Here is a 24,431-nt window from a genome sequence, read left to right on the forward strand (position 1 = left end):
GCCCCGGCCGGAGCAGGGGATTCATATGACGTGTCTGCCGCATTCGGGTAAATTCGAAGTGAAAGCCGCGCCACCTCTTTCCAAAAGGTGTCCCGCCGGGCCATCATTCCGCCGCCCGCCGGTGTGAATTCCGGAACTATTCCAAGGTGCTGGGTTCTTGATGACTGCCTGCCTCGCCGACACCATTGAACCCGCATTCGAGGTGCTCACTCCGGTCGAGGCGCGCGCGCCCTTCCTCTTCAACTCCCCGCATTCCGGGCGAATCTATCCCCGCAGCTTCGTCGAGCAGACGCGCTTGGACTTTTCGACCCTGCGCCGATCGGAAGATACGTTCGTCGATGAATTGTTCGGCGATTGCGTCGGGCTGGGCGCGCCGATGATGCGGGCGCTGTTCCCGCGCTCCTTTCTCGACCTCAACCGCGAGCCCTACGAGCTCGACCCGCGCATGTTCGACGGCCGGCTGCCGCCGTTCGCCAACACGCGGTCGATTCGCGTGTCCGGTGGCCTCGGCACCATCGCGCGGGTGGTGGGTGATGCGCAGGAGATCTATCCCCGCCGCCTCGCGGTGAACGAGGCGCTGGAGCGCATCGAGACCTTTTACAAGCCCTACCACCAGACCCTGCGCCGCCTCGTGGGGCGCATCCAGCGCGAATGGGGGATGGCGGTGCTGGTGGATTGCCACTCGATGCCATCCACTTCCGCACGGGACGAGGTGGCGCGCGCCGATTTCGTCATCGGCGACCGTTACGGCACGAGCTGCAGCGAGCTGGTCACGGACGCCATCGAGCGGTCGCTGACCGCCCGCGGCTACCGGGTGGTGCGCAACAAGCCCTATGCCGGCGGCTATATTACTGAGCACTACGGAAACCCATCCGCCGGGCTGCACGCCGTGCAGATCGAGCTCAACCGCAGCCTCTATATGGATGAGGCCGCCTATGAGCGGAATAGCGGATTTTCCAGCGCCCAGGCCGATCTTCGGGCCCTGATGGGGGATCTGTTCATCGCGGTGTCGGAGGGCCTCGCCCCGCTCCGTGCGGCAGCTGAATGACAAAGCCCTGCATTTTTGCATAAGGTGCCTTGCGTTTTTCGTATGGCAAGGCTACCAATTGCGCACGGTTGCCGAGGAATTACTCAGGCACCATCGAATTCCGGCCCGGGCAGGCTTCGCAACGCGAAGACGCCCGCGAGACACGGGATCGAATATGGCGGCGCAAGACCGCATCCAGGGATGGAACGAGAGGGGCCTAGACAGGGCGGCGGGTGACGGCGAATGCCGGATCGGCCAGCCCGAAAAAGAAAGGGGCCGTCCGCGTGAGCAGACGGCCCAAGTCTAGGGAGGAAACGCCCAAGGAGGGCAGCGACACAGCGACGCCAATCGCCGTGTCGCAATGCACAAATAGCCGAGTGCAGTGCCATAAATCAAGTGCGCGTTTGTCGCAGTCTGGTATACCACGGCAACTCATTGATTTTTATAGGGATTTATTTCTCCCGGCTAAGCCCGGGCTGTGGCCGCTAAGAGCAGGCCGCTCAAAAAAATCGATAGAAGCGTGCGCTTGGTCCGACTCGGCTGTGCCGGGGATGGCCAGGACGCGGCATGTCCGGGTGTTGCCCGGTGCCGGGGTCCATCGTGGCGGCCAGTCGATCCGGGCTGCGCGCACGGAGGGACAGGCGCCCGGTCATCATCGGCTGCCAGATTCTCGTCAGGCGCCACACGCGCGCGGAAAATGGATCTGGGGGGCAGGGGGGCTAGGAGGCGGGCGCAGGCTCCGGGGCTTTGCCGGGCGGCGCGCATTTCCTGCCTCGGCATGAGGGGCCGAAAAAAGAAAGGGGCCGCTGAGAACAGCGGCCCAAGTCTAGGGAGGAAACGCCCAAGGAGGGCAGCGGCACCGCAACAAGCAATGCCGCGCTGCATCAATATGACGAATGCCCCCCTCTGCATCAAGTCCGTGACAGGCAGATAGTTTGTGCAACTGTCCAACATTTAAAACCATTTATTTTCAGCTCATTGCGGCCTGCCTGCCCAATTTTTGCGCGTCCTGCCCGCCACGCCTGCCAAAGGTGCGATCATCCCGCACCGCAGTTGTGCCGTAGGGATCGCGGCCTGGCGGATTCGGCCGGCCTTCCCGCACAGATTTCCCTCCCAGATTTCCCGCGCAGATTTTCCTTGGCAGGTGCCACCACCCGCGCTTTCTTGCCGGCGCGGGCATCGTCGGCCCGCCCGACCGTTCCGGAGTCTCCATGACCGCCGTCGATTTCGACGCCTTCGTCCATCAGCTTGCGACCGTCTCGGGCGAGGCCATCCTGCCCTTCTTCCGCACGGCGCTTGGCATCGAGGACAAGAGCGCGGGCCGCGCCTTTGATCCCGTCACCGAGGCGGACCGGGCGGCCGAGCAGGCCATGCGGCAGCTCATCCGCTCCACCTTCCCCGCCCACGGCATCATCGGCGAGGAGTTCGAGAACGTGGCGGCGAGCGCGCCCTATACGTGGGCGCTCGACCCCATCGACGGCACCAAGTCGTTCATCGCCGGCCTGCCCGCCTGGGGGACGCTGATCGGCCTTCTGAAGGAGGGCGATCCGGTCTACGGCATGATGCACCAGCCGTTCATCGGCGAGCGCTTCTTCGGCGACGGCGGCGCGGCGCGCTATCGCGGTCCGGCGGGCGAGCGCACCCTCGCCACCCGCGACTGCGGGCGGCTGGAGGACGCGGTGCTCTACACCACCAGCCCCCGCCTCATGAACGACGAAGACCGCGCCGCCTTCGGCACGGTGGAGGAGCGCGTGCGCCTCTCGCGCTACGGCGGCGATTGCTACGCCTATTGCATGGTGGCGGCCGGCCTCATCGATCTCGTCATCGAGACCGGCCTGCAGGATCACGACGTGATCGCCCTCGTGCCCATCATCGAGGGCGCCGGGGGTGTCGTCACCAGCTGGGAAGGCGGTTCGCCGGTGGCGGGCGGCCGCGTGGTCGCCGCCGGCAGCCGCAAGGTGCACGAGGCGGCGCTGCGCCAGCTCACCGGCGGCTAAGCCCGCGCGGCGCCTGAGCGTGGCAACGCGCCAGCCCGCGCGGCGCCTGAGCGTGGCAACGTAAAGCTTCTCAGATCGGCGTCCCGGGGATGAAGGCGTCGAACGCGGCCCAGAACTGGGCGCGGAAGATATCCCGTTCCATCAGCAGTTCGTGCCGGCTGGCCGGCACCACCACATGGGCGCCGGCGATGAGTCGCGCCGAGAAGTGCTCGATGGCCTTGTTGGAGACGAGCCGGTCTCCTCCGGCCGCGATGATGAGCAGCGGCTGGCGGATGCGCGGGATCACGTCGGGATGGGTCAACTCTCCCATGGTGGCATAGGCGCCAGCCAGCCAGCCGATGGTGGGTGCCCCGAGGTCGAGCTGCGGATGGGCGGAGACCATCGCCTGCGTGCGGTCGAATCGGGCCCGGTCCGAGGTGAGCGGATTGCCCTCGAATCTCAGCCGCGCCAGCGTGCGCCCGCGTCCGCCCGGCACGAAGGCGCGGGCGAATCCGATGTGGGAGAGCACGGTGGCGGTCGGCCGCATGATGCCCTCGAACGGCACCGAATCAAGCCCCAGCATGGGGGCGCTGAGCACCATGCGATCGAACCAGCGATGCCCCTCCAGCACCGAGGACAGCAGGATCGACCCGCCCATGGAATGGGCCAGCGCGAAATGGGGCGGCGGGCAGTCCGGCAGCAGCACCTCGCGCGCGAAGGCCTCGAGGTCGAGCAGATAGTCCGAAAAGCGGGTGACATGCCCCTTCAGGCGGTTGCGCAGCAGGCGCTGGGAGCCGCCCTGGCCCCGCCAGTCGAGCAGCGCCACGGCGAAGCCGCGGGATCTCAGCTCGCGCACCACCTCGAAATATTTCTCGATGAACTCGCAGCGACCGCTGAACAGCGCGACGGTGCCCTTCGCCTTGCCCTCGGGCATGAAGCGGGCGAAGCGCAGGCGCACGCCGTCTCGGGCGATGATCTCGCCTTCGATCGCGCCTTCGGGCACCGGATTGTTCGGCAGGGAATAGAGCGTCATGAGGCTCGCAGCGATGGAAGGCGGGCGGGCTGAGGGTTACACGCCGGGCGCCCGCTTCACAATCGCCGTCTCGCGCGCCGTCTCGCGCGGGACCAGCGCTCAGCGCGGCGCCCCGGAGCCGATGACCTGCATGCCGCTGATGTCGCCGCTGGCGGCATCCAGCACGAGGCGCACCCGCTCGCCACGCGGCCCTGTGGCTTCGGCGAGGAAGCTTTGCCCGCGCTGGCGCACGGCGTCGATCTGGCGGAAGCCGCGGGCTTCGAGGCTCGGCGCGACGGTCTCGGCGGTGAGCGGAAGGGGGCCGGCGGGGGCGATCTGGTAGGGCCGGTAGGCACGGGGCGCGATGGCGCCGGGCAGCGCTGCGGTCTCGTCCGGCATCTGGGTCGCGGTGACGGAGGCGGCGCGGGCGAGTGGCAGGCCAGGCAGGGCGATCGTCCCGGCTTCGCTCGGCGAATGATACGTGCGCTGGGGCGGGGGCTTGGCCGGAACGGCCGGCTGGACACCGGCCGGGGCCGGCGCCTCGGCGCCGCACTGGGCGAGGGCCCGCGTCGCCGGAGGCGCGAGTGCCATCAGGAAGAAGGCCGCACAGGCGGCCGCACAGGCCCGCATCGCCCGACCTCCCCTTGCCCCCCGCCTCCTCACCGGATCACGCCGCGGACGGAGCAGATGTCGTTGGGGAAAAGTCTAGCCGCGTCGGGTGAACGCCGACCGGCAAAGGCGTTCATCGCCCGTTCAGATTGGCGGCATGGCTCCCCCTTGACGCCAGAAACGGGCCTACCCACATCCAAAACGGCGCCGGGCAGAGACCTGACGGCGCCCTGACCGGACCCGGCTTTATGCGGGCCCCGCATGTCGCTTCAAAGGAGGATATGCCATGCGTACGTTTGACCTTGCTCCGCTGTACCGCAACACCGTCGGCTTCGACCGGCTGTTCTCGCTGCTCGATTCCGTCGGCGGCGTCGATGCGGCGCCCACCTACCCGCCCTACAACATCGAGCGCACGGGCGAGAACGCCTATCGCATCACGGTGGCCGTGGCGGGCTTCACCGATGCCGAGCTGAGCATCGAGGTGAAGGAGAACACCCTCACCCTCAAGGGCGAGAAGAAGTCGTCCGAGGCGTCCGAGAGCGCCCAGGTGCTCTATCGCGGCATTGCCGCCCGCGCCTTCGAGCGTCGCTTCCAGCTCGCCGACCATATGGAGGTGAAGGGCGCGGTGCTCGAGAATGGCCTGCTGCACGTGGATCTCGTGCGCAACATTCCCGAGGCCAAGAAGCCCCGCATCATCCCCATCGCGGGTGCGACGTCGGGCCCGAAAACCATCGAGGGCTCGACCGTAGAGGGCGCCGCCCAGGCGGCCTGACCGGCGGGAATGGGGGGCGGGCCGAGGCCCGCCCTGCCTTTCGACACGGGGCGGGCTTCCGCCCCTCGGACTTGAGGGCGGTGCGCATGCGCCGCCCTTTTGCATGGTGGATGTGTACGGCGCTTTTGCATGGCGCCGATGTCGCGTGCGGGCTTGATCTCGGCGCGCGGCCGGGAGAGGAGGGGGGACGCTCCCGTTCGCTCCCTCCGGAAAAGGTCGCCCGCCGTGTCCGCCCCCCGCAAGGTTCTCATCACGACCCGCCTGTTCGATGCCGCCGCTGCCGAATATCTTGCCGAGCACGGCTGTGTCGCAGTCCCGTCCGGCCTGCCGGGCGATGCGCTCGATGCCGACATTTCCGACGCCGCCCTGAGCGCGCTGCTCGAAGGCGTCGAGGGCTGGATCGTCGGCATGCGCGCGGTGACGCGGGAGATTCTCGCCGCCCATCCCGATCTCAAGGTCATCGCCCGTCGCGGCGTGGGCTATGAGCGGGTGGACGTGTCTGCCGCCAAGGCACTCGGCCGGGTTGTCACCATCGCGGCGGGGGCCAATGACGATGCGGTGGCGGACCACACGCTGGCGATGATCCTTGCGCTGCTGCGGCGGCTGAAGGAGAGCGACCGCGCCATCGCCGCCGGCAATTGGCGGGTGCTGAGCGGGTTCGACCTCACGGGCAAGACTGTGGGCCTCGTCGGGCTCGGCCGCATCGGCAAGGCGGTGGCGCGGCGCCTGCACGGCTTCGGGACCAGGGTTCTGGTCGCGACCCGCACCCCCGACCCGGATTTCCCCTTCGTGGACTATGAGCCGCTCGACGACCTGATCGCCCGGAGCGACATCATCAGCGTCCATGCGCCGCTCACCCCCGAGACCCGCCACCTGATCGGCGCCGACGCGCTGGCCGCCATGAAGCCTCATGCGCTGGTCATCAACACCTCCCGCGGCGGCCTCGTGGATGACCGCGCGCTGCTGGCCGCGCTGGAAGCGGGACGTATCGGCGGCGCCGGCCTCGACGTGTTCGAGGCAGAGGCAGACGCCGCGATGCTGCCGGTTGCCGCCGCGTTGGCGGCGCGCCCCGATGTGGTGGCCACCGCCCACGCCTCCGGCTCCAGCGCCGAGGCGCTGGCCCGCGGCAACCTGATCTCGGCGCAATGCGTGGTGGCGGCGCTGGACGGGACGGATTTCCCGCCCGGCTGCCTGATCGCCGACGGGCGCTGAGGTTCCCCATTGCAACGCGTTTTCTTCACGCGAACCGGTACCCACTTCGCTCGAAAACGCTTCACCCGCCGCTGATGGCGGTGAGTACGAACACGTCCGCGCCGGGCCGCAGAGGCGTTTCCAGCCGCGCCCGGCGGCCGTCCACGAACACGTTGATGTGGCGGCGGATGGCGGGGCGCTCGTCGCACAGCCGGTCGCGCATGCCGGGCCAGCGCGTCTCCAGCGCATCCATCAGCTCGCGCACCGTGGCGGCGGGAAGCTCCAGATAGGTCTGCCCGTCGGGGAACAGCCGGACGAGGTGGGCCGGCAGGCGCACCTTCACCGGTGCGATTTCCTCCATCACCGCTCAGGCCTCCACCACCAGCGTCTCCACGGACGAGATGGTGGGCAGGTGCTCGGCAAGGCGCGTCCAGTTCTCCCCCTCGTCGGCGCTGGCGTAGATCTCGCCGGAGCCGGTGCCGAAATAGACGCCGGCCGGCTCCAGCGTGTCGGTGGCCATGGCCTGCCGCAGCACGTTGAAATAGGCGTCCTTCTGCGGCAGGCCGGACCGCATCGCCTGCCATGAGGCGCCGCCGTCGCGGGTGCGCCAGACGGCGGCCTTTGCCTCCGGCATGAAGCGGCCGGCCGTGTCGCCGTTGAGCGGCACGAGGAACAGCGTCTCCGCATCGCGCGGATGGGCGGCGGCGGGAAAGCCGAAGCTGGAGGGCAAGCCCTTCTCGATGCTCTGCCACGACACGCCGCCATCGTCGGAGCGGTACATGCCGCAATGGTTCTGCTGGTAGAGGCGGTGGCGCAGGCCCGGCGCCTTGACCACGCAATGCACGCACTGGCCATGCTCGGGATAACGCAGGTCCTCCGGCATGTAGTCCGCCCGGGTGCCGCGGTTGCGCGCGTTCCAGGTGCGGCCGCCATCGGCGCTGTGGAAGACGCCGGCGGCGGAGATGCCCACCCACAGCGCATCCGGATCGTCCGGATCGAGCACGAGCGAATGCAGGATGAGGCCCGCCCCGCCGGGATTCCACTCGGCTCGGGAGGGATGCTTCTGCAATCCGTCGAGCGCCGTGAAGCTCTCGCCGCCATCGTCGGAGCGGAACAGGCCGGCCGGCTCGACGCCGGCATAGAGCACGCCGTCCGCCCCCGGCGCGAGGCTCCAGACGGATTTCACCGGCGCTTCGCCTTCGGCATAAGCGAGGCCGCGGGAGGAATGGGTCCAGCTGGCGCCGAAATCGTCCGACTGCCACACGGCAGGCCCGAACCATTCATTGCCGCCGCCGGCATAGATGCGGCCGGAAGCCCGGTCGCCCACCACGTGGTTGGTGGGCCACGTGTCGCAGAAGGGACCGCGCAGCGACCAGCTCTTCCGGGCGGGATCGCTGTCCAGGATGAACGCGCCTTTCTTCGTTCCGATCAGGATGAGCACCTTCTGCGCCATCGCCTTTTCCTCCCTCGGCCCCGGGCAGCGGGCCGCACGGAGGACGCGGACGTAGGCGACGCGCCGACATGGCGGGGATAAGATTTTGCGCAGCGGGCGAATCGCGGGCTTGGAAATTTAGAACTGACGATTTATGATAATCGTCAGTTTATAGGAGTGCATGGTGAGCGTCAGGGTGAAGGAGACGGCGGACGAGACCCGGGAGCGCATCGCGCGCACGGCGGAGGAATTGTTCCGCCGCATGGGTTTCGCCAAGACGGCGGTGGCGGACATCGCCGCCGAGCTCGGCATGTCGCCGGCCAATGTCTACCGCTTCTTCCCGTCCAAGACCGCCATCGTCGCCACCATCTGCGGCCGCTGCCTGTGCGAGAGCGAGGCGGAATTCGCCGAAGCGGCTGCGGGGGAGGGCTCCCCGCAGGAGCGCATCTTCACCGCCTATCTCTCCATCATGCGCTACCACAAGGACAATTTCCTTGAGGAGCGGCGTGTGCACGACATGGTGCTGGTGGCCATCGAGAACAATTGGGAAGCCATCGAGGCCCACAAGGCGCGCCTGTGCGACCTGACCGCGCGCGTGCTCGCGGAGGGCATCGCGCAGGGGGTGTTTGTGGCCCACGACCCCTCGAAGGTTAGCCGCTACATCCAGAGCGCGCTCATCCGCTTCTGCCATCCGGTCTTGGTGGCGCAGCACATCGACGAGGACCAGGAGGGCGCTCTGCGTGAGAGCCTCCAGTTCATTCTGAGAAGTATCGAGGTCGAGCGTTCGCCTCTCCCCTGATCGGAGTGAGCGAAACGCTTTCGTGCGCCGCAAAAGTGATGATCGACGAAAATCGTCAGTGTTAAGTTCGTATTCCGCAGGCCCGAGCCACAGGATCGTCCCATGCCCCGCCTCGCCGTTCCGATCCGATCCGGCCGCCACCTGAAGGGGATGGCCGCGCTGCTCCTTGCCGGGTCCGCCTTGCTGATTGCCGGCTGCGGGCAGGAAAACCCCGCCAACGCCGGCGAGGCTCCCGCGTCCCGGGAAGCCACGCTCGCCCGGCCGGTGCAGGTCACGACCGTGAGCTTCCGGCCGCGGCAGACGCAGAAGAGCTTCGTCGGCGTGGTCCGCGCCCGCCGCGAGATCGACCTCGCCTTCCGGGTGGGCGGCAAGGTGGTGCAGCGGCTGGTGGAGGTAGGCGACCGCATCGAGCCCGGCACCGTGGTGGCGCGCCTCGACAGGGAAGACCTCAAGCTGGAGCTGGAAAGCGCCAAGGCGGAGATGCAGGCGGCCACCGCCAACCTCGCCCAGACCACCACCGAGGACACCCGCTATCGCGCGCTCACCGCCAAGGGCGCCGCCTCCAACGCCGACCTCGACCGCAAGTCGCTCGCCAAGGACGAGGCCGTCGGCCGCCTCGAACGGGCCAAGCGCTCGCTGGAGCTGGCGGAGAACCGCCTGTCCTATGCCGACCTCGTCACCGATGCGGCCGGCGTCGTCGTCGCGACCTCGGCAGAGCCGGGGCAGGTGGTGGCCTCGGGCCAGACCATCGTGCGTGTCGCCCGCCTCGACGAGAAGGAAGCGCTGGTCTCCCTTCCCGAGACCGCCCTTGCCGACGCCCGCACGGCCGATGCGGTCGTCACCCTCTGGGCCGATCCCGGCCGGCGCATTCCCGCCCGCCTGCGGGAGCTGTCGCCGCAGGCCGACGCCACCTCCCGCACCTATCCTGCCCGCTTCACGCTGGACGGGGCGGACGAGACCGTGGCGCTGGGCATGACCGCCACCGTGACGCTCCGCCCCAAGGACCAGCAGCAGGTGGCGCGCCTGCCGCTCTCCGCGCTCATCGATCGCGGCCACGGCCCGCAGGTGTTCGTGGTGGATGGCGCGACCCATGCCATCGTCGCCCGCCCGGTGGAGATCGCCGCCTATACGGGGGATGAGGTGCTGCTCTCCGGCGGTGTGGCGCCGGGGGATGCGGTGGTCATCCTCGGGGTCCAGACGCTGCTGCCCGGCCAGAAGGTGCGCACCGTTCAGGCCCCCTCCGTGACCGAGGTCGCCGAGCGCCTGCCGTCGGTCGAAACCCGCCGCGCACAGGCACCGGCCGGCGCTTCCACCCTGGCGGAGCAGCGGCCGTGAGCACCGCCGGCTCTTCCCCGGACGGCGCCTCGCGCTTCAATCTTTCGCGCTGGGCCATCACCCATCGCGCGCTGACCCTGTTCGCCATCCTGCTGCTCGGCGCGGCGGGGGCCTATTCCTATTTCAACCTCGGCCGCGCCGAGGATCCGTCGTTCACCATCAAGGTCATGGTGGTGCAGGCCGCGTGGCCCGGCGCGACCGCCTCCGAGATGCAGGCGCAGGTCGCCGATCCCATCGAGAAGAAGCTGCAATCCCTGCCGCACCTCGACCGGGTGGAAAGCTATTCGCGCCCCGGCGTCTCCTTCGTGCAGGTCTTCCTGCGGGACAACACGCCGGCGAAGGAAGTGAAGGACCTCTGGTACCAGGTGCGCAAGAAGGTCTCCGACGTGCGCGGCGACCTTCCCGCCGGCGTCATCGGGCCGGGCTTCGACGACGAATATGGCGACGTCTATTCCGCCCTCTACATCCTGAGCGGGCAGGGCGCGGCGCCGGCCGAACTGAAGCGGCAGGCGGAACTCATCCGCCAGCGCCTGCTCCGCGTGCCCAACGTGGAGAAGGTGGACCTCATCGGCGAGCGGCCGGAGAAAATCTACATCGAGTTCTCCCACGCCCGCCTCGCCAATCTCGGCATCACCCCGCAGCAGCTGTTCGACAGTGTGGCCCGGCAGAATGCGGTGGTGGCGGGCGGCGCGGTGGATACCCGCTCCGACCGCATCAATTTGCGCGTCACCGGTGCCTTCACCGGCGTCGAGGCCATCGCCGAGGTGCCGGTGGCGGTGAACGGCGCGCTGCTGCGCCTCGGCGACATCGCCACCGTCCGGCGCGGTTATGAGGACCCGCCTTCCTTCCTCATGCGCCAGCACGGGCTGCCGGCGCTGGGCATTGGCGTGTCCATGGCGCAGGGCGCCAACATCCTCACGCTGGGCGAAGGGCTTAAGGCCGCCATGGCCGAGGCGACCGCCGAGCTGCCCCACGGTATCGACGTGACGCAGGTGGCCGATCAGCCGCACATCGTCGGCGAATCGGTGGGCGAGTTCCTGAAGACCTTCCTCGAAGCCCTCGTCATCGTGCTGGTGGTGAGCTTCCTGTCTCTGGGTTTCCGCACCGGCATCGTGGTGGCGCTCTCGGTGCCCCTCGTGCTCGCCATCGTCTTCCTCATCATGTTCTCGGCGGGCATGGACCTCCACCGCATCACCTTGGGCGCGCTCATCATCGCCCTCGGCCTGCTGGTGGACGATGCCATCATCGCCATCGAGATGATGGTGGTGAAGATGGAGGAGGGCTGGGACCGCATGTCCGCCGCCACCTTCGCCTGGACCTCCACCGCCTTCCCGATGCTCACCGGAACGCTGGTGACGGCGGCCGGCTTCCTGCCGGTGGGCTTCGCCAAGTCCTCCTCGGGCGAATATGCCGGCGGCATCTTCTGGGTGGTGGGCATCGCCCTCATCGCATCCTGGTTCGTGGCGGTGATCTTCACCCCCTATCTCGGTACGGTGCTGCTGCCGGACATGAAGAAGGCGGGCGGGCATCACGAGATGCACGACGGCCGGCTCTACCGGATGCTGCGCGGCACGCTGGAATTCTGCCTGCGCCACCGCTTCATGGTCATCGGGACGACGGTCGTGATGTTCGCCGGGTCCGTGGTGGCCTTCGGCTTCGTGCAGCAGCAATTCTTCCCCACCTCCACCCGGCCGGAGCTATTCCTGGAGGTCCGCCTGCCCGAAGGCACCTCAATCACCGTCACCGAGGCGACGGCGAAGAAGGCGGAGGCTCTCGTGGGCGAGGACCCCGACGTCGCCACCAGCACCACCTATGTGGGCCGCGGCGCGCCCCGCTTCTGGCTCGGCCTCAATCCGGTGCTGCCCAATCCGAACTTCGCTCAGATCGTCATCGTGGCGAAGGACGTGGCGGCCCGCGAGCGGCTGAAGGCCCGGCTCGACGCCGAGCTGGCCGAGGGCGCGCTCTCGGAAGCGCGGGTGCGCGTGGACCGCTTCGTGTTCGGCCCGCCGGTGGGCTTCCCGGTGCAGTTCCGCGTGGTGGGGCCGGACCCCATCGCGGTGCGCGACATCGCCGAGAAGGTGCGCCTGGTGATGGCATCGGACGCGGACATGATCGACCCGCACCTCAATTGGGGCGAGCAGGTCAAGTCCATCACCCTGACCGTCGATCAGGACCGCGCACGCGCGCTCGGTACCTCGCCGCGCGACATCGCCGAGACGCTGCAGACCCTCCTTCAGGGCTACGCCATCACCCAACTGCGCGAGGGAAACCTGCTCATCGACGTCATGGCGCGCGCCGTGCCGGAAGAGCGGGTGGACCTCGAACACCTCGCCGCCCTCACCGTGACCACCCGCAACGGGCTGGCCGTGCCGCTCGGACAGGTGGCGCGCATCGGCTATGCCCATGAGGAGCCGATCCTCTGGCGGCGCGACCGCGACCTCGTGCTCACCGTGCGTGGCGACGTGCGCGACGGCGTGCAGCCGCCTGACGTGACCACCCGCCTCCTGCCCAAGCTGGCGCAGCTCAAGGCCGAGCTGCCGCCCGGCTATCGCATCGAGACCGGCGGCTCCATCGAGGAAAGCGCCAAGGCCAATGCCTCGCTGGCGGCGGTGTTCCCGGTGATGATCATCGTCATGCTCACGCTGCTGATGATCCAGCTGCAGAGCTTCTCGCGCCTTGCCCTGGTGCTGGCGACGGCGCCCCTCGGCCTCATCGGCGCGGCGGCGGCATTGCTCATCGCGCATCGGCCGTTCGGCTTCGTGGCGCTGCTCGGGCTCATCGCGCTGGCCGGCATGATCATGCGCAACACGGTGATCCTGGTGGACCAGATCGACCACGATATCCGCGACGGGGCGACACCCCACCACGCCATCGTCGAGGCGACCCTGCGCCGGGCGCGGCCCGTGGTGCTCACGGCGCTGGCCGCCGTGCTTGGCATGATCCCGCTGGCGGAGAGCGTGTTCTGGGGGCCGATGGCCGTCACCATCATGGGCGGCCTGCTGGTGGCGACCGTGCTCACTTTGCTGGTGGTCCCGGCGCTCTACGCCACCTGGTTCCGCGTGAAGGTGACGGACGAGGAGACCGCGCCGTCCGCGCTGCCGCAGCCGGCGGAATGATGCCCTTCGACTGAATCAAGACGCGCCCCGACGCCCCCCGGGGCCGTCCGCCCCGCCCGTTCCCGGCAACGCCCCCGCCGCGGACGGGCGGGGCGGTTTTTCGTCCCGGATGGTGCGCCGCGACTCAGTTCTTCTTGTCGCGCAGGGCGAGGCCGAACATCAGCGTGCCGACGCCGTTGACGATGAGGTCCACGCCGAGGAACAGGCCGAGGATGTAGACGGAGTTCACCGGCCAGCGGGCGATGATGATGAGTCCCAAAAGCAGGGTGACGATGCCGGACACCACGATCCAGCCCCAGCCCTTGCCGTGCTGGGAGCCGAAGCCGGCGAAGACGCGGAAGATGCCTTCGACGGCGAGCGCCACGCCGATCATCAGCGTGAGCACGCCGGCGCCGAGCAGCGGATTGTACATCATCAGGCCGCCCGCCACGACGTAGAGCAGGCCCGCCAGCAGCCAGTAGAAGAAGCGTCCCCAGCCCTGCACCCGGAAGGCGTGGATGACCTGCACCACGCCGCCCACCAGAATCAGCGCGCCCACATAGAGGACGGTGACGACCGTGGAGGCGAGCACATGGGCGAGGGCGACGAAGCCGAGCACGATGAAGGCGATGCCGAGCACCGCGAACCAGCCCCAGCTCGCGCGTATGGCGTGCAGCTGGTCGGCGACGGCGGAAGCGGGGGTGGGCGCAGATGCAGGCGTGGACATGGGCCTCTCCTGTCAGCTTGATCGCTGCGGGGCCATCATATCGAAGCGGAACGTCACGCACAGTGGTCTTGGGCTCCGGCAGATTGCGGAGCCCAAGACCGAGGCCGAACGGCCCTCAAACGCAAAACGGCCCGGCGTGGGCCGGGCCGTTTCGGTCAGGTCTTTTCCCCGTGGGGGGCTCTGCGCTCAGCGCTGGGCTGCGGGCTTGCCGGCCGAAGCGGTGGAAACCGGTGCCGGAGCGGCATTGGCCTGGGGGGCCGAGCTGCCCTTGGGGAGAATCACCACCTTGGTGCCCACCTTGGCGCGGTCGTAGAGGTCTTCCACGTCCGCGTTCAGCATGCGGAAGCAGCCGGACGACACGAACTTGCCGATGGTCTGCGGCTCGTTGGTGCCGTGAATGCGGTAGACGGTGCCGCCGAGATACATGGTGCGCGCGCCGAGCGGATTGCCCGGGCCGCCGGCCATGAAGCGCGGCAGGTAGGGCTGGCGCTGGATCATCTCGGACGGCGGGCGCCAGTCGGCCCATTCCTTCTTCGCCGTGATCTTCTCGGTGCCGGCCCAGGTGAATCCTTCGCGGCCCACGCCGATGCCGTAGCGGACGGCCTTGCCGCCGCCGAGCACGAAGTAGAGGTAGGTGTTCGGCGTATCGATGACGATGGTGCCGGCCGGCTGGGTGGTCACGTAATCCACCGTCTGGCGGCGGAAGCGCTCGGGCACGGGCTCGGTCGGATCGACATTCTCGATGCGGGGGCCGGACGGCGCCTCGGTGGTGCCGGGCACCACGGCGGAGTTGGGGCCGTACGTACCCGCCGGAGCCGGCGCGTTGTTCAGGCTGGCATAGAGCGCATCCTGATCCACCGCGCCGCGGCCGGAGCCGGAATAGCCGGGCTGCTGCTGGCCATAGGCCGGCTGCTGGGGCTCATAGGCGGTGGGGGTCGCCTGGCGACCGTAGAGGTCGGGCGCAGAATTGTAGACCGGCTGGCCGCCATAGGCCTGCTGACCCTGCGCCGGAACGGCGGTCGGGTAGGGACCGGGATCGGGGGCCACTGCAACAGGGCCGCCGGGCGCGGGCTGCGGATAACCCTGCTGCGCCGGCTGGGGATAGGCCTGCTGGGGATAGGCCTGACCCGGCGCGGGAAGCTCCGTGCGCTCCACCTGATCGCGGCGCACCGGGGCCTGCTGGCGCGCATAGGGGTCCGAATAGCCGGGAGGCGCCTCGCCATAGCCACCGACAGGCGCGGGCGGGAGCGTGCCGGTAGCATCGTCCTGCTGCCCGCCGGGCAGGCTGTAGTTCGGGCCACCGTACGGCCCCTGGGCGAAGGCCGGAGCGGCAAGAACGCACGCGCCGACGGCGGCGAGGAGGGTGTTGCGAAGGGTCATGCTTGAGGTGTTAACCGTGAAACGTGACGAAATTGGAAACGGGTCGCGGAAAAATTTGGCCCGTCCGGCGGTAACTTGTTCCAGCTTTGCAGCTCTTGTCCTGAAACGCCTTTAGGCCTGCAAGAGATCCCCGGCAATGCGAGATTCCCGGTGGCTCGCGATCGTGATCGCACTGTGGCGCGCGGGGCATAGGTCGCGGGCTTGAATGCCTGTCGGTAAGGATATAAAGATATCTTTATGTCAGATCGGTCTACGCCCGCAGCTTCATCCTTCGCCGCCGTCCTCGAGGGCCTCAAGGCCGCCGGGGAGGATACGCGCCTGCGTCTCGTCGCGGTGCTGGGGGAGGCTGAGCTCACCGTCTCCGATCTCACTGAAATCCTTGGCCAGTCGCAGCCGCGCATTTCCCGCCACCTCAAGCTCCTGGCCGATGCCGGGCTGGTGGACCGTCACCGGGAGGCCAGCTGGGTCTTCTACCGCCGCGCGTCGGAGGGGCCGGGCGGGCGAATCGCCCGGAGCCTGCTCGACCTGCTCGACCGGGACGATCCGGTTCTCGTCGGCGACCGGGCGCGGCTGGAGGCGGTGCGCGCCGCCCGCGCCGCGGCCGCGCAGGGTTATTTCGCGGCCCATGCCCGCCAGTGGGATGAGATTCGCCGCCTGCATGTGCCGGAGGCGGCGGTGGAAGCCGCCGTGCGCCGTGCGTTCGCGGGTACGCCCGTCCGCGCGCTGCTCGATCTTGGTACCGGCACGGGGCGGATGCTGGAGCTGTTCGCGCCCGACATCGAGCGCGGCATGGGCGTCGATCTCTCCCCGGACATGCTGGGCGTCGCCCGTGCCAATCTGGAGCGCGCGGGCGTGCGCAACTGCCTGCTGCGTCAGAGCGACATCTATGCCGTCCCGGTCCCGCGCGACGCGTTCGATGCCGTGATCGTCCATCAGGTGCTGCACTATCTCGACGACGGCAGCCGCGCGCTGAAAGAAGCGGCGCGGGTGCTGGCGCCGGGCGGCCGGTTGCTGGTGGTGGACTTCGCCCCCCACGGCCTCGAATTCCTGCGCGAGGCCCATGCCCACCGCCACCTCGGCTTCGATCGGGCGACGGTGGAGGGCTGGCTCGCCGCCGCGGGCCTTGAGCTCGTCTCCTTCGACACCCTCACCCCCGATGGTGGCGCCGGCGACGGCCTCACCGTCTCGCTCTGGCTCGCCCGCGATCCGCGTTACGTGGTGGCCGACGCCGACCTCGCCCACAGGGAGATTGCCTGATGACCACCCCCGCTCCCAGTCCCGCCGCGGCGCCCGTGCGGGCCAGCCGGGAGATGGACCGGCCGCCGGTGAATGTCTCCTTCGAGTTCTTCCCGCCCAAGACCGAGGAGATGGAGAAGACCCTCTGGGCCTCCATCCACCGGCTGGCGCCCCTGTCCCCGAGCTTCGTCTCCGTCACCTATGGCGCGGGCGGCTCCACGCGTGAGCGCACCCATGCGACGGTCGCGCGCATCGTGAAGGAGACGGACCTTCATCCGGCGGCGCACCTCACCTGCGTCGGGGCCAGCCGGGCCGAGATCGACGACGTGGTGCGCGCCTACAAGGATGCCGGCGTGAAGCACATCGTCGCCTTGCGCGGCGATCCGGCGACCGGCGTCGGGACGAAGTACGAGCCGCATCCGGACGGCTACCCCTATGCCTGTGACCTCGTGGAAGGCATCCGCCGCATCGGCGATTTCGAGGTGTCGGTCTCGGCCTATCCCGAGAAGCACCCGGAAAGCGCGAACCTCGATGCGGACATCGATTATCTGAAGGCCAAGGTGGACGCCGGCGCCACCCGCGCCATCACCCAGTTCTTCTTCGAGAACGACGTCTATTTCCGCTACCTCGACAAGGTGCGCGCCAGGGGCATCGACATCCCCATCCTGCCCGGCCTGCTGCCGGTGACGAACTTCAAGCAGGCGTCGAACTTCGCCACCCGCACCGGGGCGAGCGTGCCCGCGTGGCTGCTGAAGCGGTTCGAGGGGCTGGACGACGATCCCGAGACCCGCAAGCTCATCGCCGCTGCCGTGGCGGCGGAGCAGGTGACGGACCTCGTTGATCGCGGTGTCACCGATATCCATTTCTATACCCTGAACCGCGCCGACCTCGTCTACGCCATCTGCCACCTGCTCGGGCTGCGCCCGGATGCAGCGCCGGCGGTGCAGGCGATGGTGGTCTGAGCGCGACGCCATTCCCGCCGGCGCGGTGCGCCGGCCTGTCCTTCACGGAGGCGCGCGACCGCGTCGCCCCGAGCCTCGAGACCGCCCCATGACCGCGCCCATGACCGCCCCGACCACCGCCTCTTCAACCCACGCCGACACCATCTTCGCCGATCTCGCCAAGGCCGCCGCCGAGCGCATCCTGGTGCTCGACGGGGCCATGGGCACCATGATCCAGCAACTGAAGCTGGACGAGGCGGGCTATCGGGGCGAGCGGTTCAAGGACTGGCCGCGGGACGTGAAGGGCAACAACGACCTTCTCAGCCTCACCCAGCCGGACGCAGTTCGGGCCATCCACCTCGAATATTTCCGCGCCGGCGCGGACATGGTGGAGACCAACACCTTCTCCGGCACCTCCATCGCCCAGGCCGACTACGGCATGGAGGAGATCGTCTATGAGCTGAACTTCGAGAGCGCGAAGCTCGCCCGCGAGGCGGCCGACATCGCCCAGAAGGAGGATGGCCGCCGCCGCTTCGTCGCCGGCGCCTTCGGCCCGACGAACCGCACCGCCTCCATCTCGCCGGATGTGAACGACCCCGGCTTCCGCGCCGTGACCTTCGACGAACTGGCCGACGCCTATCACGAGCAGGCGCGCGGCCTCGTGGACGGCGGCGCCGACATCCTTCTCGTCGAGACCATCTTCGACACGCTGAACGCCAAGGCGGCCATCTTCGCCATCGAGAAGCTCTATGCGGAGCGCGGCTTCCGGCTGCCGGTGATGATCTCCGGCACCATCACCGATCTCTCCGGCCGCACGCTTTCGGGCCAGACGCCGAGCGCCTTCTGGTATTCGCTGCGCCACGCCAAGCCCTTCTCCATCGGCCTCAACTGCGCCCTCGGCGCCCGCGAGATGCGCGCCCACATCGCCGAGATCGGCCGGGTGGCGGACACCCTCGTCTGCGCCTATCCCAATGCGGGGCTGCCCAACGAATTCGGCATGTATGACGAGAGCCCGGAGGCCATGGCGGCCCTCGTGGGCGAGTTCGCCGCCTCCGGCCTCGTGAACGTGGTGGGTGGCTGCTGCGGCACCACGCCCGCCCACATCCGCGCCATCGCCGAGGTGGTGAAGGGCAAGGCCCCGCGCGAGGTTCCGGAGCTGGAGCCGCGCCTGCGCCTCTCCGGCCTCGAGCCGTTCGAGCTGACGCCGCAGATCCCCTTCGTGAACGTGGGCGAGCGCACCAACGTCACCGGCTCCGCCCGCTTCCGCAAGCTCGTCACCACCGGCGACTTCCCCGCCGCCCTCGCGGTGGCCCGCGATCAGGTGGAGAGCGGCGCGCAGGTGATCGACATCAACATGGACGAAGGCCTCCTCGACAGCGAGGCCGCCATGATCACCTTCCTGAACCTTGTCGCCGCCGAGCCGGACATCGCCAAGGTGCCGGTGATGGTCGACTCGTCCAAGTGGGAGATCATCGAGCAGGGGCTGAAGCGACTGCAGGGCAAGGGCATTGTCAATTCCATCTCCCTCAAGGAGGGCGAGGAGGCCTTTCTGGAAAAGGCCCGGCTGGTGCGCGCCTATGGCGCCGCCGTGGTGGTGATGGCCTTCGACGAGGAGGGGCAGGCCGACAGCTATGCCCGCAAGACCTCCATCTGCGAGCGCGCCTACCGCATCCTGACCGAGCAGGTGGGCTTCCCGCCGGAAGACATCATCTTCGATCCCAACATCTTCGCGGTGGCCACCGGCATCGAGGAGCATTCGGGCTATGGCGTCGCCTTCATCGAGGCGACCCGCTTCATCCGCCAGAGCCTGCCCTATGCCCATGTTTCGGGCGGCGTCTCCAACCTCTCCTTCTCGTTCCGCGGCAACGAGCCGGTGCGCGAGGCGATGCACGCGGTGTTCCTCTATCACGCCATCAAGGCGGGCATGGACATGGGCATCGTCAATGCCGGCCAGCTCGCCGTCTATGACGAGATCGAGCCCAAGCTGCGCGAGGCGTGCGAGGACGTGGTGCTGAACCGCCGTCCCGACGCCACCGAGCGCCTGCTGGAGATTGCCGAGGGCTTCAGGGGGGCCGCCGGCAAGGAGAAGAAGGAGGCCGACCTCGCCTGGCGCACCTGGCCGGTGGACAAGCGCCTCGCCCATGCCCTGGTCAACGGCATCACCGATTTCGTCGAGGCCGACACGGAGGAGGCCCGCCAGCAGGTGGCGCGCCCGCTGCACGTCATCGAAGGCCCGCTGATGTCCGGCATGAACGTGGTGGGCGACCTGTTCGGCGCCGGCAAGATGTTCCTGCCCCAGGTGGTGAAGTCCGCCCGCGTGATGAAGCAGGCGGTGGCTTATCTCATGCCCTTCATGGAGAAGGAAAAGGAGGAGATGGGCATCACCTCCGCCTCGGCCGCCGGCAAGGTGCTGATGGCGACGGTGAAGGGCGATGTCCACGACATCGGCAAGAACATCGTGGGCGTCGTGCTCCAGTGCAACAATTACGAGGTCATCGACCTCGGCGTGATGGTGCCCACGCAGAAAATCCTGCAGGTGGCCAAGGACGAGAAGGTGGACGTGATCGGCCTCTCCGGCCTCATCACCCCTTCGCTGGACGAGATGGTGAACGTCGCGGCCGAGATGGAGCGCGAGGGCTTCGTCGTGCCGCTGCTCATCGGCGGGGCTACCACCTCGCGGGTCCACACTGCGGTGAAGATCGCGCCGCGCTACGAGCGCGGTCAGGCGGTCTATGTCACCGACGCGAGCCGCGCGGTGGGCGTCGTCTCCAACCTGCTCAATGCCGAGACGCGCGGCGCCTATGTGGCCGACGTGCGCGCGGAATATGCCAAGCTCGCCGAGGCCCACGCCCGCGCCGACGCCAACAAGCAGCGGCTCACGCTCGCCAAGGCGCGCGAGAACGCCCTGAAGCTGGATTTCTCGGCTCACACGCCGGAAAAGCCCTCCTTCCTCGGCACCCATGTGATCGAGGACCACGACCTCTCCGACCTCGTGCCCTATATCGACTGGACGCCCTTCTTCCAGTCCTGGGAGCTGACCGGGCGCTATCCCTCGATCCTGGAGGACGCGGTGGTGGGCGAGCCGGCGCGCGCGCTGTTCGCCGACGCGCAGGCCATGCTCAAGAAGATGGTCTCGGAGAAGTGGGTGACGGCCCGCGCCGTGGTGGGCTTCTGGCCGGCCAACGCCGTGGGCGACGACATCCTCCTGTTCCGCGACGACAGCCGCAAGACCCCGCTCGCCACCCTGCACACCCTGCGCCAGCAGCTTGCGCGGCGGGAAGGGCGGCACAATCTGGCGCTGGCGGATTTCGTGGCCCCGCTGGAGAGTGGCATCGCCGACTATGTGGGCGGCTTCGCGGTGACGGCGGGCATCGGCGAGGAGGACCGGGTGGCGGCCTTCAAGGCGGCCAATGACGATTATTCCGCCATCCTGCTCAAGGCCCTGTGCGACCGCCTCGCCGAGGCCTTCGCCGAGCGGCTGCACCATCTGGTGCGCACCAGGCTGTGGGGCTATGCGGCCGACGAGGCGCTCCCCAACGACGACCTCATCGCCGAGCGCTACCGCGGCATCCGTCCGGCGCCGGGCTACCCGGCCCAGCCCGACCATACGGAAAAGGCGACCATCTTCGAGCTGCTGGACGCAACCCACAAGGCGGGCATCCACCTCACCGAGAGCTTCGCCATGTGGCCGGGGGCGGCGGTGTCCGGCCTCTATTTCGCCCACCCGCAGAGCGCCTATTTCGGCGTCGGCCGCATCGAGCGCGATCAGGTGGAGGACTACGCGAAGCGCAAGGGCTGGACCGTGGCGGAGGCCGAGCGCTGGCTCGCCCCCATCCTCAACTATGATCCGGCGCGGGTGGAGGCGGCGGAGTAGCGCAGCCGCATCATCTCACTTGAATGCAGACAGAGCGCCGAACGGACGGCCGATGCCTTCGGAGAAGGCGTTGGCCAGCCGGACGAAGCCGGCGACGTCGATTTCCTCGGCGCGGGCGGTTTCCTCCACGCCGGCGGCGGCGAGCAGGGCCATCGCATCGACGCCAAGGGTCTTCAGGCTCTGGCGCAGCATCTTGCGGCGCTGGCCGAAGGCGGCTTCCGTGACCTTCTCCAGAGCGGACAGCGCGCAGGGCAGGGGCTCCGCGCGCGGCACGAGGTGGATGACCGAGGACGTCACCTTGGGTGGAGGCACGAAGGCCGAGGGGGCGACGTCGAAGGCGATCCGCCCCTTGGTGCGCCAGCCGGCCAGCACCGCGAGGCGGCCGTAGGCCTTCGAGCCCGGCTCGGCCACGATGCGCTCGGCCACTTCCTTCTGGAACATGAGGGTGAGGGAGGAAAACCACGGCGGCCATGGGTCCGTGGAGAGCCAGCCCACCAGCAGCACGGTGGCGATGTTGTAGGGCAGGTTCGCCACCACCCGCGCCTCGCCCTCGCCGAGGAGGGGGCGCACGTCCACCTTCAGCGCATCGCCCTCGATGACCTCCAGCCGGCCCGGATAGTGGTCCGCGACCTCGGCCAGCGCATCCATGCACCGCCGGTCGCGCTCGATGGCGATGACGCGCTTCGCGCCCAGAGCCAGCAGCGCGCGGGTGAGGCCGCCCGGACCGGGGCCCACCTCCACAATCGTCACATCTTCCAGCGGCCCGGAGGCGCGGGCGATGCGGCCGGTGAGGTTGAGGTCCAGCAGGAAGTTCTGCCCCAGCGACTTCTGCGCCGAGAGGCCGTGTTTGCGGATGACGTCGCGCAGCGGCGGCAGATCGTCGAGCGCGCTCATGCGCGCGCCAGTGCGGGAGCCGGGGCTTGGCTCGTCGTCCTCTCTGCGTCGGCGAGGCGGCGGGCGAGCCTCAAGGCGGCGATCAGGCTGGAGGGATCGGCCCGGCCCGTGCCGGCGATGTCGAAGGCCGTGCCGTGGTCCGGCGAGGTACGGATGAAAGGCAGGCCGAGGGTCACGTTCACCCCATCGTGGAAGGCGAGGGTCTTGGCCGGGATCAGAACCTGATCGTGATACATGCCCACCGCCACGTCATAGCGCGCCCGCGCTTCTGGATGGAACATGGTGTCGGCGGGCAGGGGGCCGGTGGCGAGGATGCCCTCGCGCTTCAGCGCCTCCACAGCCGGTCGCACGATGGCCTCGTCCTCGCTGCCCAGCGTGCCCTCTTCCCCGGCGTGGGGATTGAGGCCGCAGAAGGCGAGGCGGGGGCGGGTGATGCCGAAGCGCCGTGCCATGTCGCGGGCGACGATGCGACCGGTCTCCACCAGCAGGTCAACGGTGAGAAGGTCGGGCACCTCGGCATAGGGCACGTGGATGGTGGCCGGCACCACCGCGAGCTGCTCCGACCAGATCATCATCACCGGATGCGGCGCTGCCCGGCCCGGCGCGGCGGCGCGGTCGGCGAGCCATTCAGTATGGCCGGGAAAGGGAAAGCCCGCCTCGTACATGACAGACTTGGCGAGCGGATTGGTGACGAGGGCCGCGGCCCGCCCGGCTGTCACAAGGCCGAGGGCGGCCTCGAGGCTCGCCTCCACGCAGGCGGCGGAGGAGGCGTCGGGCCGGCCTGGGCGGCCGGTGAAGGCAGGGCCGGCGGGGAGCACCGGCAGGGCATTGGCAAAGTGCGCGACTGCGCCCTCGGGTGTCGTCTCGGCAAGCGGCACGTCGAGGCCGAGGAGGTCGGCGCGGGCGGCGAGCGCGGCGGGATCACCGGCGACGATGAAGGCCGGGACGGCCGCGGTGCCACCTGCCGGGCCACCTGTCGCACCACCTGCCGCGCGACGGCGCAGGAAGGCGGCGAGCGTGACGTCGGGGCCGATGCCGGCCGGATCGCCGAGGGCGAGAACAAGGGGAGAGACGGCGGGCATCAGCGATTCGTCAGCAGTACGGTTCTGCGCCGGGTGCGAGCGCGGGCCGACCATAGCACGCGGGAACTGGCGCGAAGTCCCGCCGCGCGGATCAGCGACGGTATTGGATCAGGGCCTGCTTGCGCAGCTCGGCGATGAACTTCTTCGATTCGGCGGTGAACTGGCTGGTGGTCAGCTCGTCCTTGATCTCGCGCTTCTGCGAGCTCTCGCCGCGCACCTCCCGCTTGCCGCACATGGCAAAGGTCTCGACTCCGGCCTGGGCGACCTCCGGCGGCGTGAGCCGGCCAATCTCGGTCTTGTCCAGGATCTGCTTGAGCTGGGCGGGGACTTCGGAGGACAGGCGCGTCACCTTGGGGCGCACCACCACCTCCTTCATGGACTTCACCATCTGGGCGCCGCTGTCGCAATCGGTGAAGCGGGCACGCAGGGCGTTGGCCTCGGCCAGTCGCGCCTGATGCGTGCTGGCGTTGCGCGGCACCACGAAGACGATGGGCATGAGGGTGTATTCGGTTGCGACCAATTGGGTCTCGCCACGCTTCTGCAAGGCGGCGATCACGTCGGCATCGCGGATGTTCACCGTGCCGGAACGGGCGCGGACATACTGGCCCCAGACATAATCGGCGAGCAGCTTCTGCTTGAAGGTGCGGTCGTCGAGGCCCTGCTGCTTGAAACCGGAGGACAATTGCTCGGGCGTGCGGCCCGACCGCTCGGCCACCGAGGCGAACATGCGGTCCACGTCCTTCTGATCCACGTCGAGCTTCAGGCGGCTGGCCTGCTGGATCTTGAGCCGCTCGTCGATCAGCTCTTCCAGCGCTTCCTTTGCGCCGATGGGCTTGCGCTCGATGAGGCTGTGGAGGAGCTGGCGCTGCGAGACGTCGTAGTTCGTGATCGGATCGCCGTTGACGATGACCACGACCTGCTGCGCAAGCGCCGGCGTACCCAAGGTGAGCACGGGCACGAGGAGGGCGATGGCGAGGAGAAGAAGGCGTACGAGCGGCATGGTCCTGTCCGGGGGCTGCCTGCGACTTTTGTCTTCATCCTGTGGCGGC

Annotated in this window: 19 protein-coding genes; 10 read left to right on the forward strand and 9 right to left on the reverse strand. The window is 68.7% G+C overall.

Annotated elements, in window-relative coordinates:
- Positions 1-160 precede the first annotated feature (160 nt).
- Entirely contained in the window at positions 161-1,048 is an 888-nt protein-coding gene (locus EJ105_RS11805; protein WP_029557270.1) for an N-formylglutamate amidohydrolase, read from the forward strand.
- Between the two features lie 1,190 nt (positions 1,049-2,238).
- The gene (gene hisN, locus EJ105_RS11810; protein ID WP_250166483.1) at positions 2,239-3,024 is read left to right on the forward strand and encodes a histidinol-phosphatase; all 786 of its coding nucleotides are present in this window, start codon (positions 2,239-2,241) and stop codon (positions 3,022-3,024) included.
- 70 nt (positions 3,025-3,094) lie between these two features.
- On the opposite strand, the gene EJ105_RS11815 is transcribed toward hisN, so the two are convergent.
- Positions 3,095-4,036, reverse strand: coding sequence for an alpha/beta fold hydrolase (locus EJ105_RS11815; RefSeq protein ID WP_029557272.1), 942 nt, complete (start codon positions 4,034-4,036; stop codon positions 3,095-3,097).
- A 99-nt stretch (positions 4,037-4,135) separates the two neighbouring features.
- Complete coding sequence (locus EJ105_RS11820; protein WP_250166484.1) at positions 4,136-4,645, reverse strand: hypothetical protein; 510 nt, start codon at positions 4,643-4,645, stop codon at positions 4,136-4,138.
- A 265-nt stretch (positions 4,646-4,910) separates the two neighbouring features.
- Between EJ105_RS11820 and EJ105_RS11825 the strand changes: the two genes are divergently transcribed.
- Both EJ105_RS11825 and EJ105_RS11830 read left to right on the forward strand, forming a co-directional pair.
- A complete protein-coding gene (locus EJ105_RS11825; protein WP_250166485.1) occupies positions 4,911-5,396 on the forward strand; it encodes an Hsp20 family protein in 486 nt (161 codons plus the stop codon).
- A gap of 225 nt (positions 5,397-5,621) precedes the next feature.
- Positions 5,622-6,608 (forward strand): phosphoglycerate dehydrogenase, encoded by a 987-nt coding sequence (locus EJ105_RS11830; protein ID WP_250166486.1) that lies wholly within the window; start codon positions 5,622-5,624, stop codon positions 6,606-6,608.
- A gap of 61 nt (positions 6,609-6,669) precedes the next feature.
- Here EJ105_RS11830 and EJ105_RS11835 read toward each other — a convergent pair whose 3' ends face one another.
- Both EJ105_RS11835 and EJ105_RS11840 read right to left on the reverse strand, forming a co-directional pair.
- Positions 6,670-6,948 carry a MoaD/ThiS family protein gene (locus tag EJ105_RS11835; RefSeq protein WP_250166487.1) on the reverse strand — a complete coding sequence of 93 codons (279 nt, stop codon included), beginning with the start codon at positions 6,946-6,948 and terminating at the stop codon, positions 6,670-6,672.
- A gap of 6 nt (positions 6,949-6,954) precedes the next feature.
- The gene (locus tag EJ105_RS11840) at positions 6,955-8,040 is read right to left on the reverse strand and encodes a WD40/YVTN/BNR-like repeat-containing protein (protein WP_250166488.1); all 1,086 of its coding nucleotides are present in this window, start codon (positions 8,038-8,040) and stop codon (positions 6,955-6,957) included.
- A 163-nt stretch (positions 8,041-8,203) separates the two neighbouring features.
- Between EJ105_RS11840 and EJ105_RS11845 the strand changes: the two genes are divergently transcribed.
- The 3 genes from EJ105_RS11845 to EJ105_RS11855 all read left to right on the forward strand — a co-directional run bounded on the left by EJ105_RS11845 (position 8,204) and on the right by EJ105_RS11855 (position 13,269).
- On the forward strand, positions 8,204-8,818 hold the full coding sequence (locus EJ105_RS11845) for a TetR/AcrR family transcriptional regulator (protein WP_250166489.1): 615 nt from the start codon (positions 8,204-8,206) through the stop codon (positions 8,816-8,818).
- Positions 8,819-8,920: 102 nt separating this feature from the next.
- Entirely contained in the window at positions 8,921-10,153 is a 1,233-nt protein-coding gene (locus EJ105_RS11850; protein WP_250166490.1) for an efflux RND transporter periplasmic adaptor subunit, read from the forward strand.
- Positions 10,150-13,269, forward strand: coding sequence for an efflux RND transporter permease subunit (locus EJ105_RS11855; protein WP_250166491.1), 3,120 nt, complete (start codon positions 10,150-10,152; stop codon positions 13,267-13,269). Before EJ105_RS11850 ends, EJ105_RS11855 begins: the two co-directional genes overlap by 4 nt.
- A gap of 124 nt (positions 13,270-13,393) precedes the next feature.
- Here the strand turns inward: EJ105_RS11855 and EJ105_RS11860 are convergent, their stop codons facing one another.
- Positions 13,394-13,975 (reverse strand): HdeD family acid-resistance protein, encoded by a 582-nt coding sequence (locus EJ105_RS11860; protein WP_024277684.1) that lies wholly within the window; start codon positions 13,973-13,975, stop codon positions 13,394-13,396.
- 186 nt (positions 13,976-14,161) lie between these two features.
- Positions 14,162-15,355 (reverse strand): L,D-transpeptidase family protein, encoded by a 1,194-nt coding sequence (locus tag EJ105_RS11865; RefSeq protein WP_250166492.1) that lies wholly within the window; start codon positions 15,353-15,355, stop codon positions 14,162-14,164.
- Positions 15,356-15,592: 237 nt separating this feature from the next.
- Here EJ105_RS11865 and EJ105_RS11870 point away from each other — a divergent pair, with 237 nt between their 5' ends.
- From EJ105_RS11870 to metH, 3 genes are all read left to right on the forward strand, one after another.
- A complete protein-coding gene (locus tag EJ105_RS11870) occupies positions 15,593-16,612 on the forward strand; it encodes an ArsR/SmtB family transcription factor (RefSeq protein ID WP_250166493.1) in 1,020 nt (339 codons plus the stop codon).
- Positions 16,612-17,553: a methylenetetrahydrofolate reductase [NAD(P)H] gene (gene metF, locus EJ105_RS11875; RefSeq protein ID WP_250166494.1), complete on the forward strand. Its 942-nt coding sequence runs from the start codon at positions 16,612-16,614 to the stop codon at positions 17,551-17,553. The genes EJ105_RS11870 and metF overlap by 1 nt, the downstream gene beginning before the upstream one ends.
- A gap of 88 nt (positions 17,554-17,641) precedes the next feature.
- Positions 17,642-21,406 (forward strand): methionine synthase, encoded by a 3,765-nt coding sequence (metH, locus tag EJ105_RS11880; RefSeq protein WP_250166495.1) that lies wholly within the window; start codon positions 17,642-17,644, stop codon positions 21,404-21,406.
- Positions 21,407-21,421: 15 nt separating this feature from the next.
- Here the strand turns inward: metH and rsmA are convergent, their stop codons facing one another.
- From rsmA to EJ105_RS11895, 3 genes are all read right to left on the reverse strand, one after another.
- A complete protein-coding gene (rsmA, locus tag EJ105_RS11885; RefSeq protein ID WP_250166496.1) occupies positions 21,422-22,300 on the reverse strand; it encodes a 16S rRNA (adenine(1518)-N(6)/adenine(1519)-N(6))-dimethyltransferase RsmA in 879 nt (292 codons plus the stop codon).
- Positions 22,297-23,382 (reverse strand): 4-hydroxythreonine-4-phosphate dehydrogenase PdxA, encoded by a 1,086-nt coding sequence (gene pdxA / locus EJ105_RS11890; protein WP_250166497.1) that lies wholly within the window; start codon positions 23,380-23,382, stop codon positions 22,297-22,299. The genes rsmA and pdxA overlap by 4 nt, the downstream gene beginning before the upstream one ends.
- 91 nt (positions 23,383-23,473) lie before the next feature.
- Positions 23,474-24,382, reverse strand: coding sequence for a SurA N-terminal domain-containing protein (locus EJ105_RS11895; RefSeq protein ID WP_029557286.1), 909 nt, complete (start codon positions 24,380-24,382; stop codon positions 23,474-23,476).
- Positions 24,383-24,431: the final 49 nt, after the last annotated feature.

The sequence above is a fragment of the Xanthobacter aminoxidans genome (assembly GCF_023571765.1).
Classification (GTDB): domain Bacteria; phylum Pseudomonadota; class Alphaproteobacteria; order Rhizobiales; family Xanthobacteraceae; genus Xanthobacter; species Xanthobacter aminoxidans.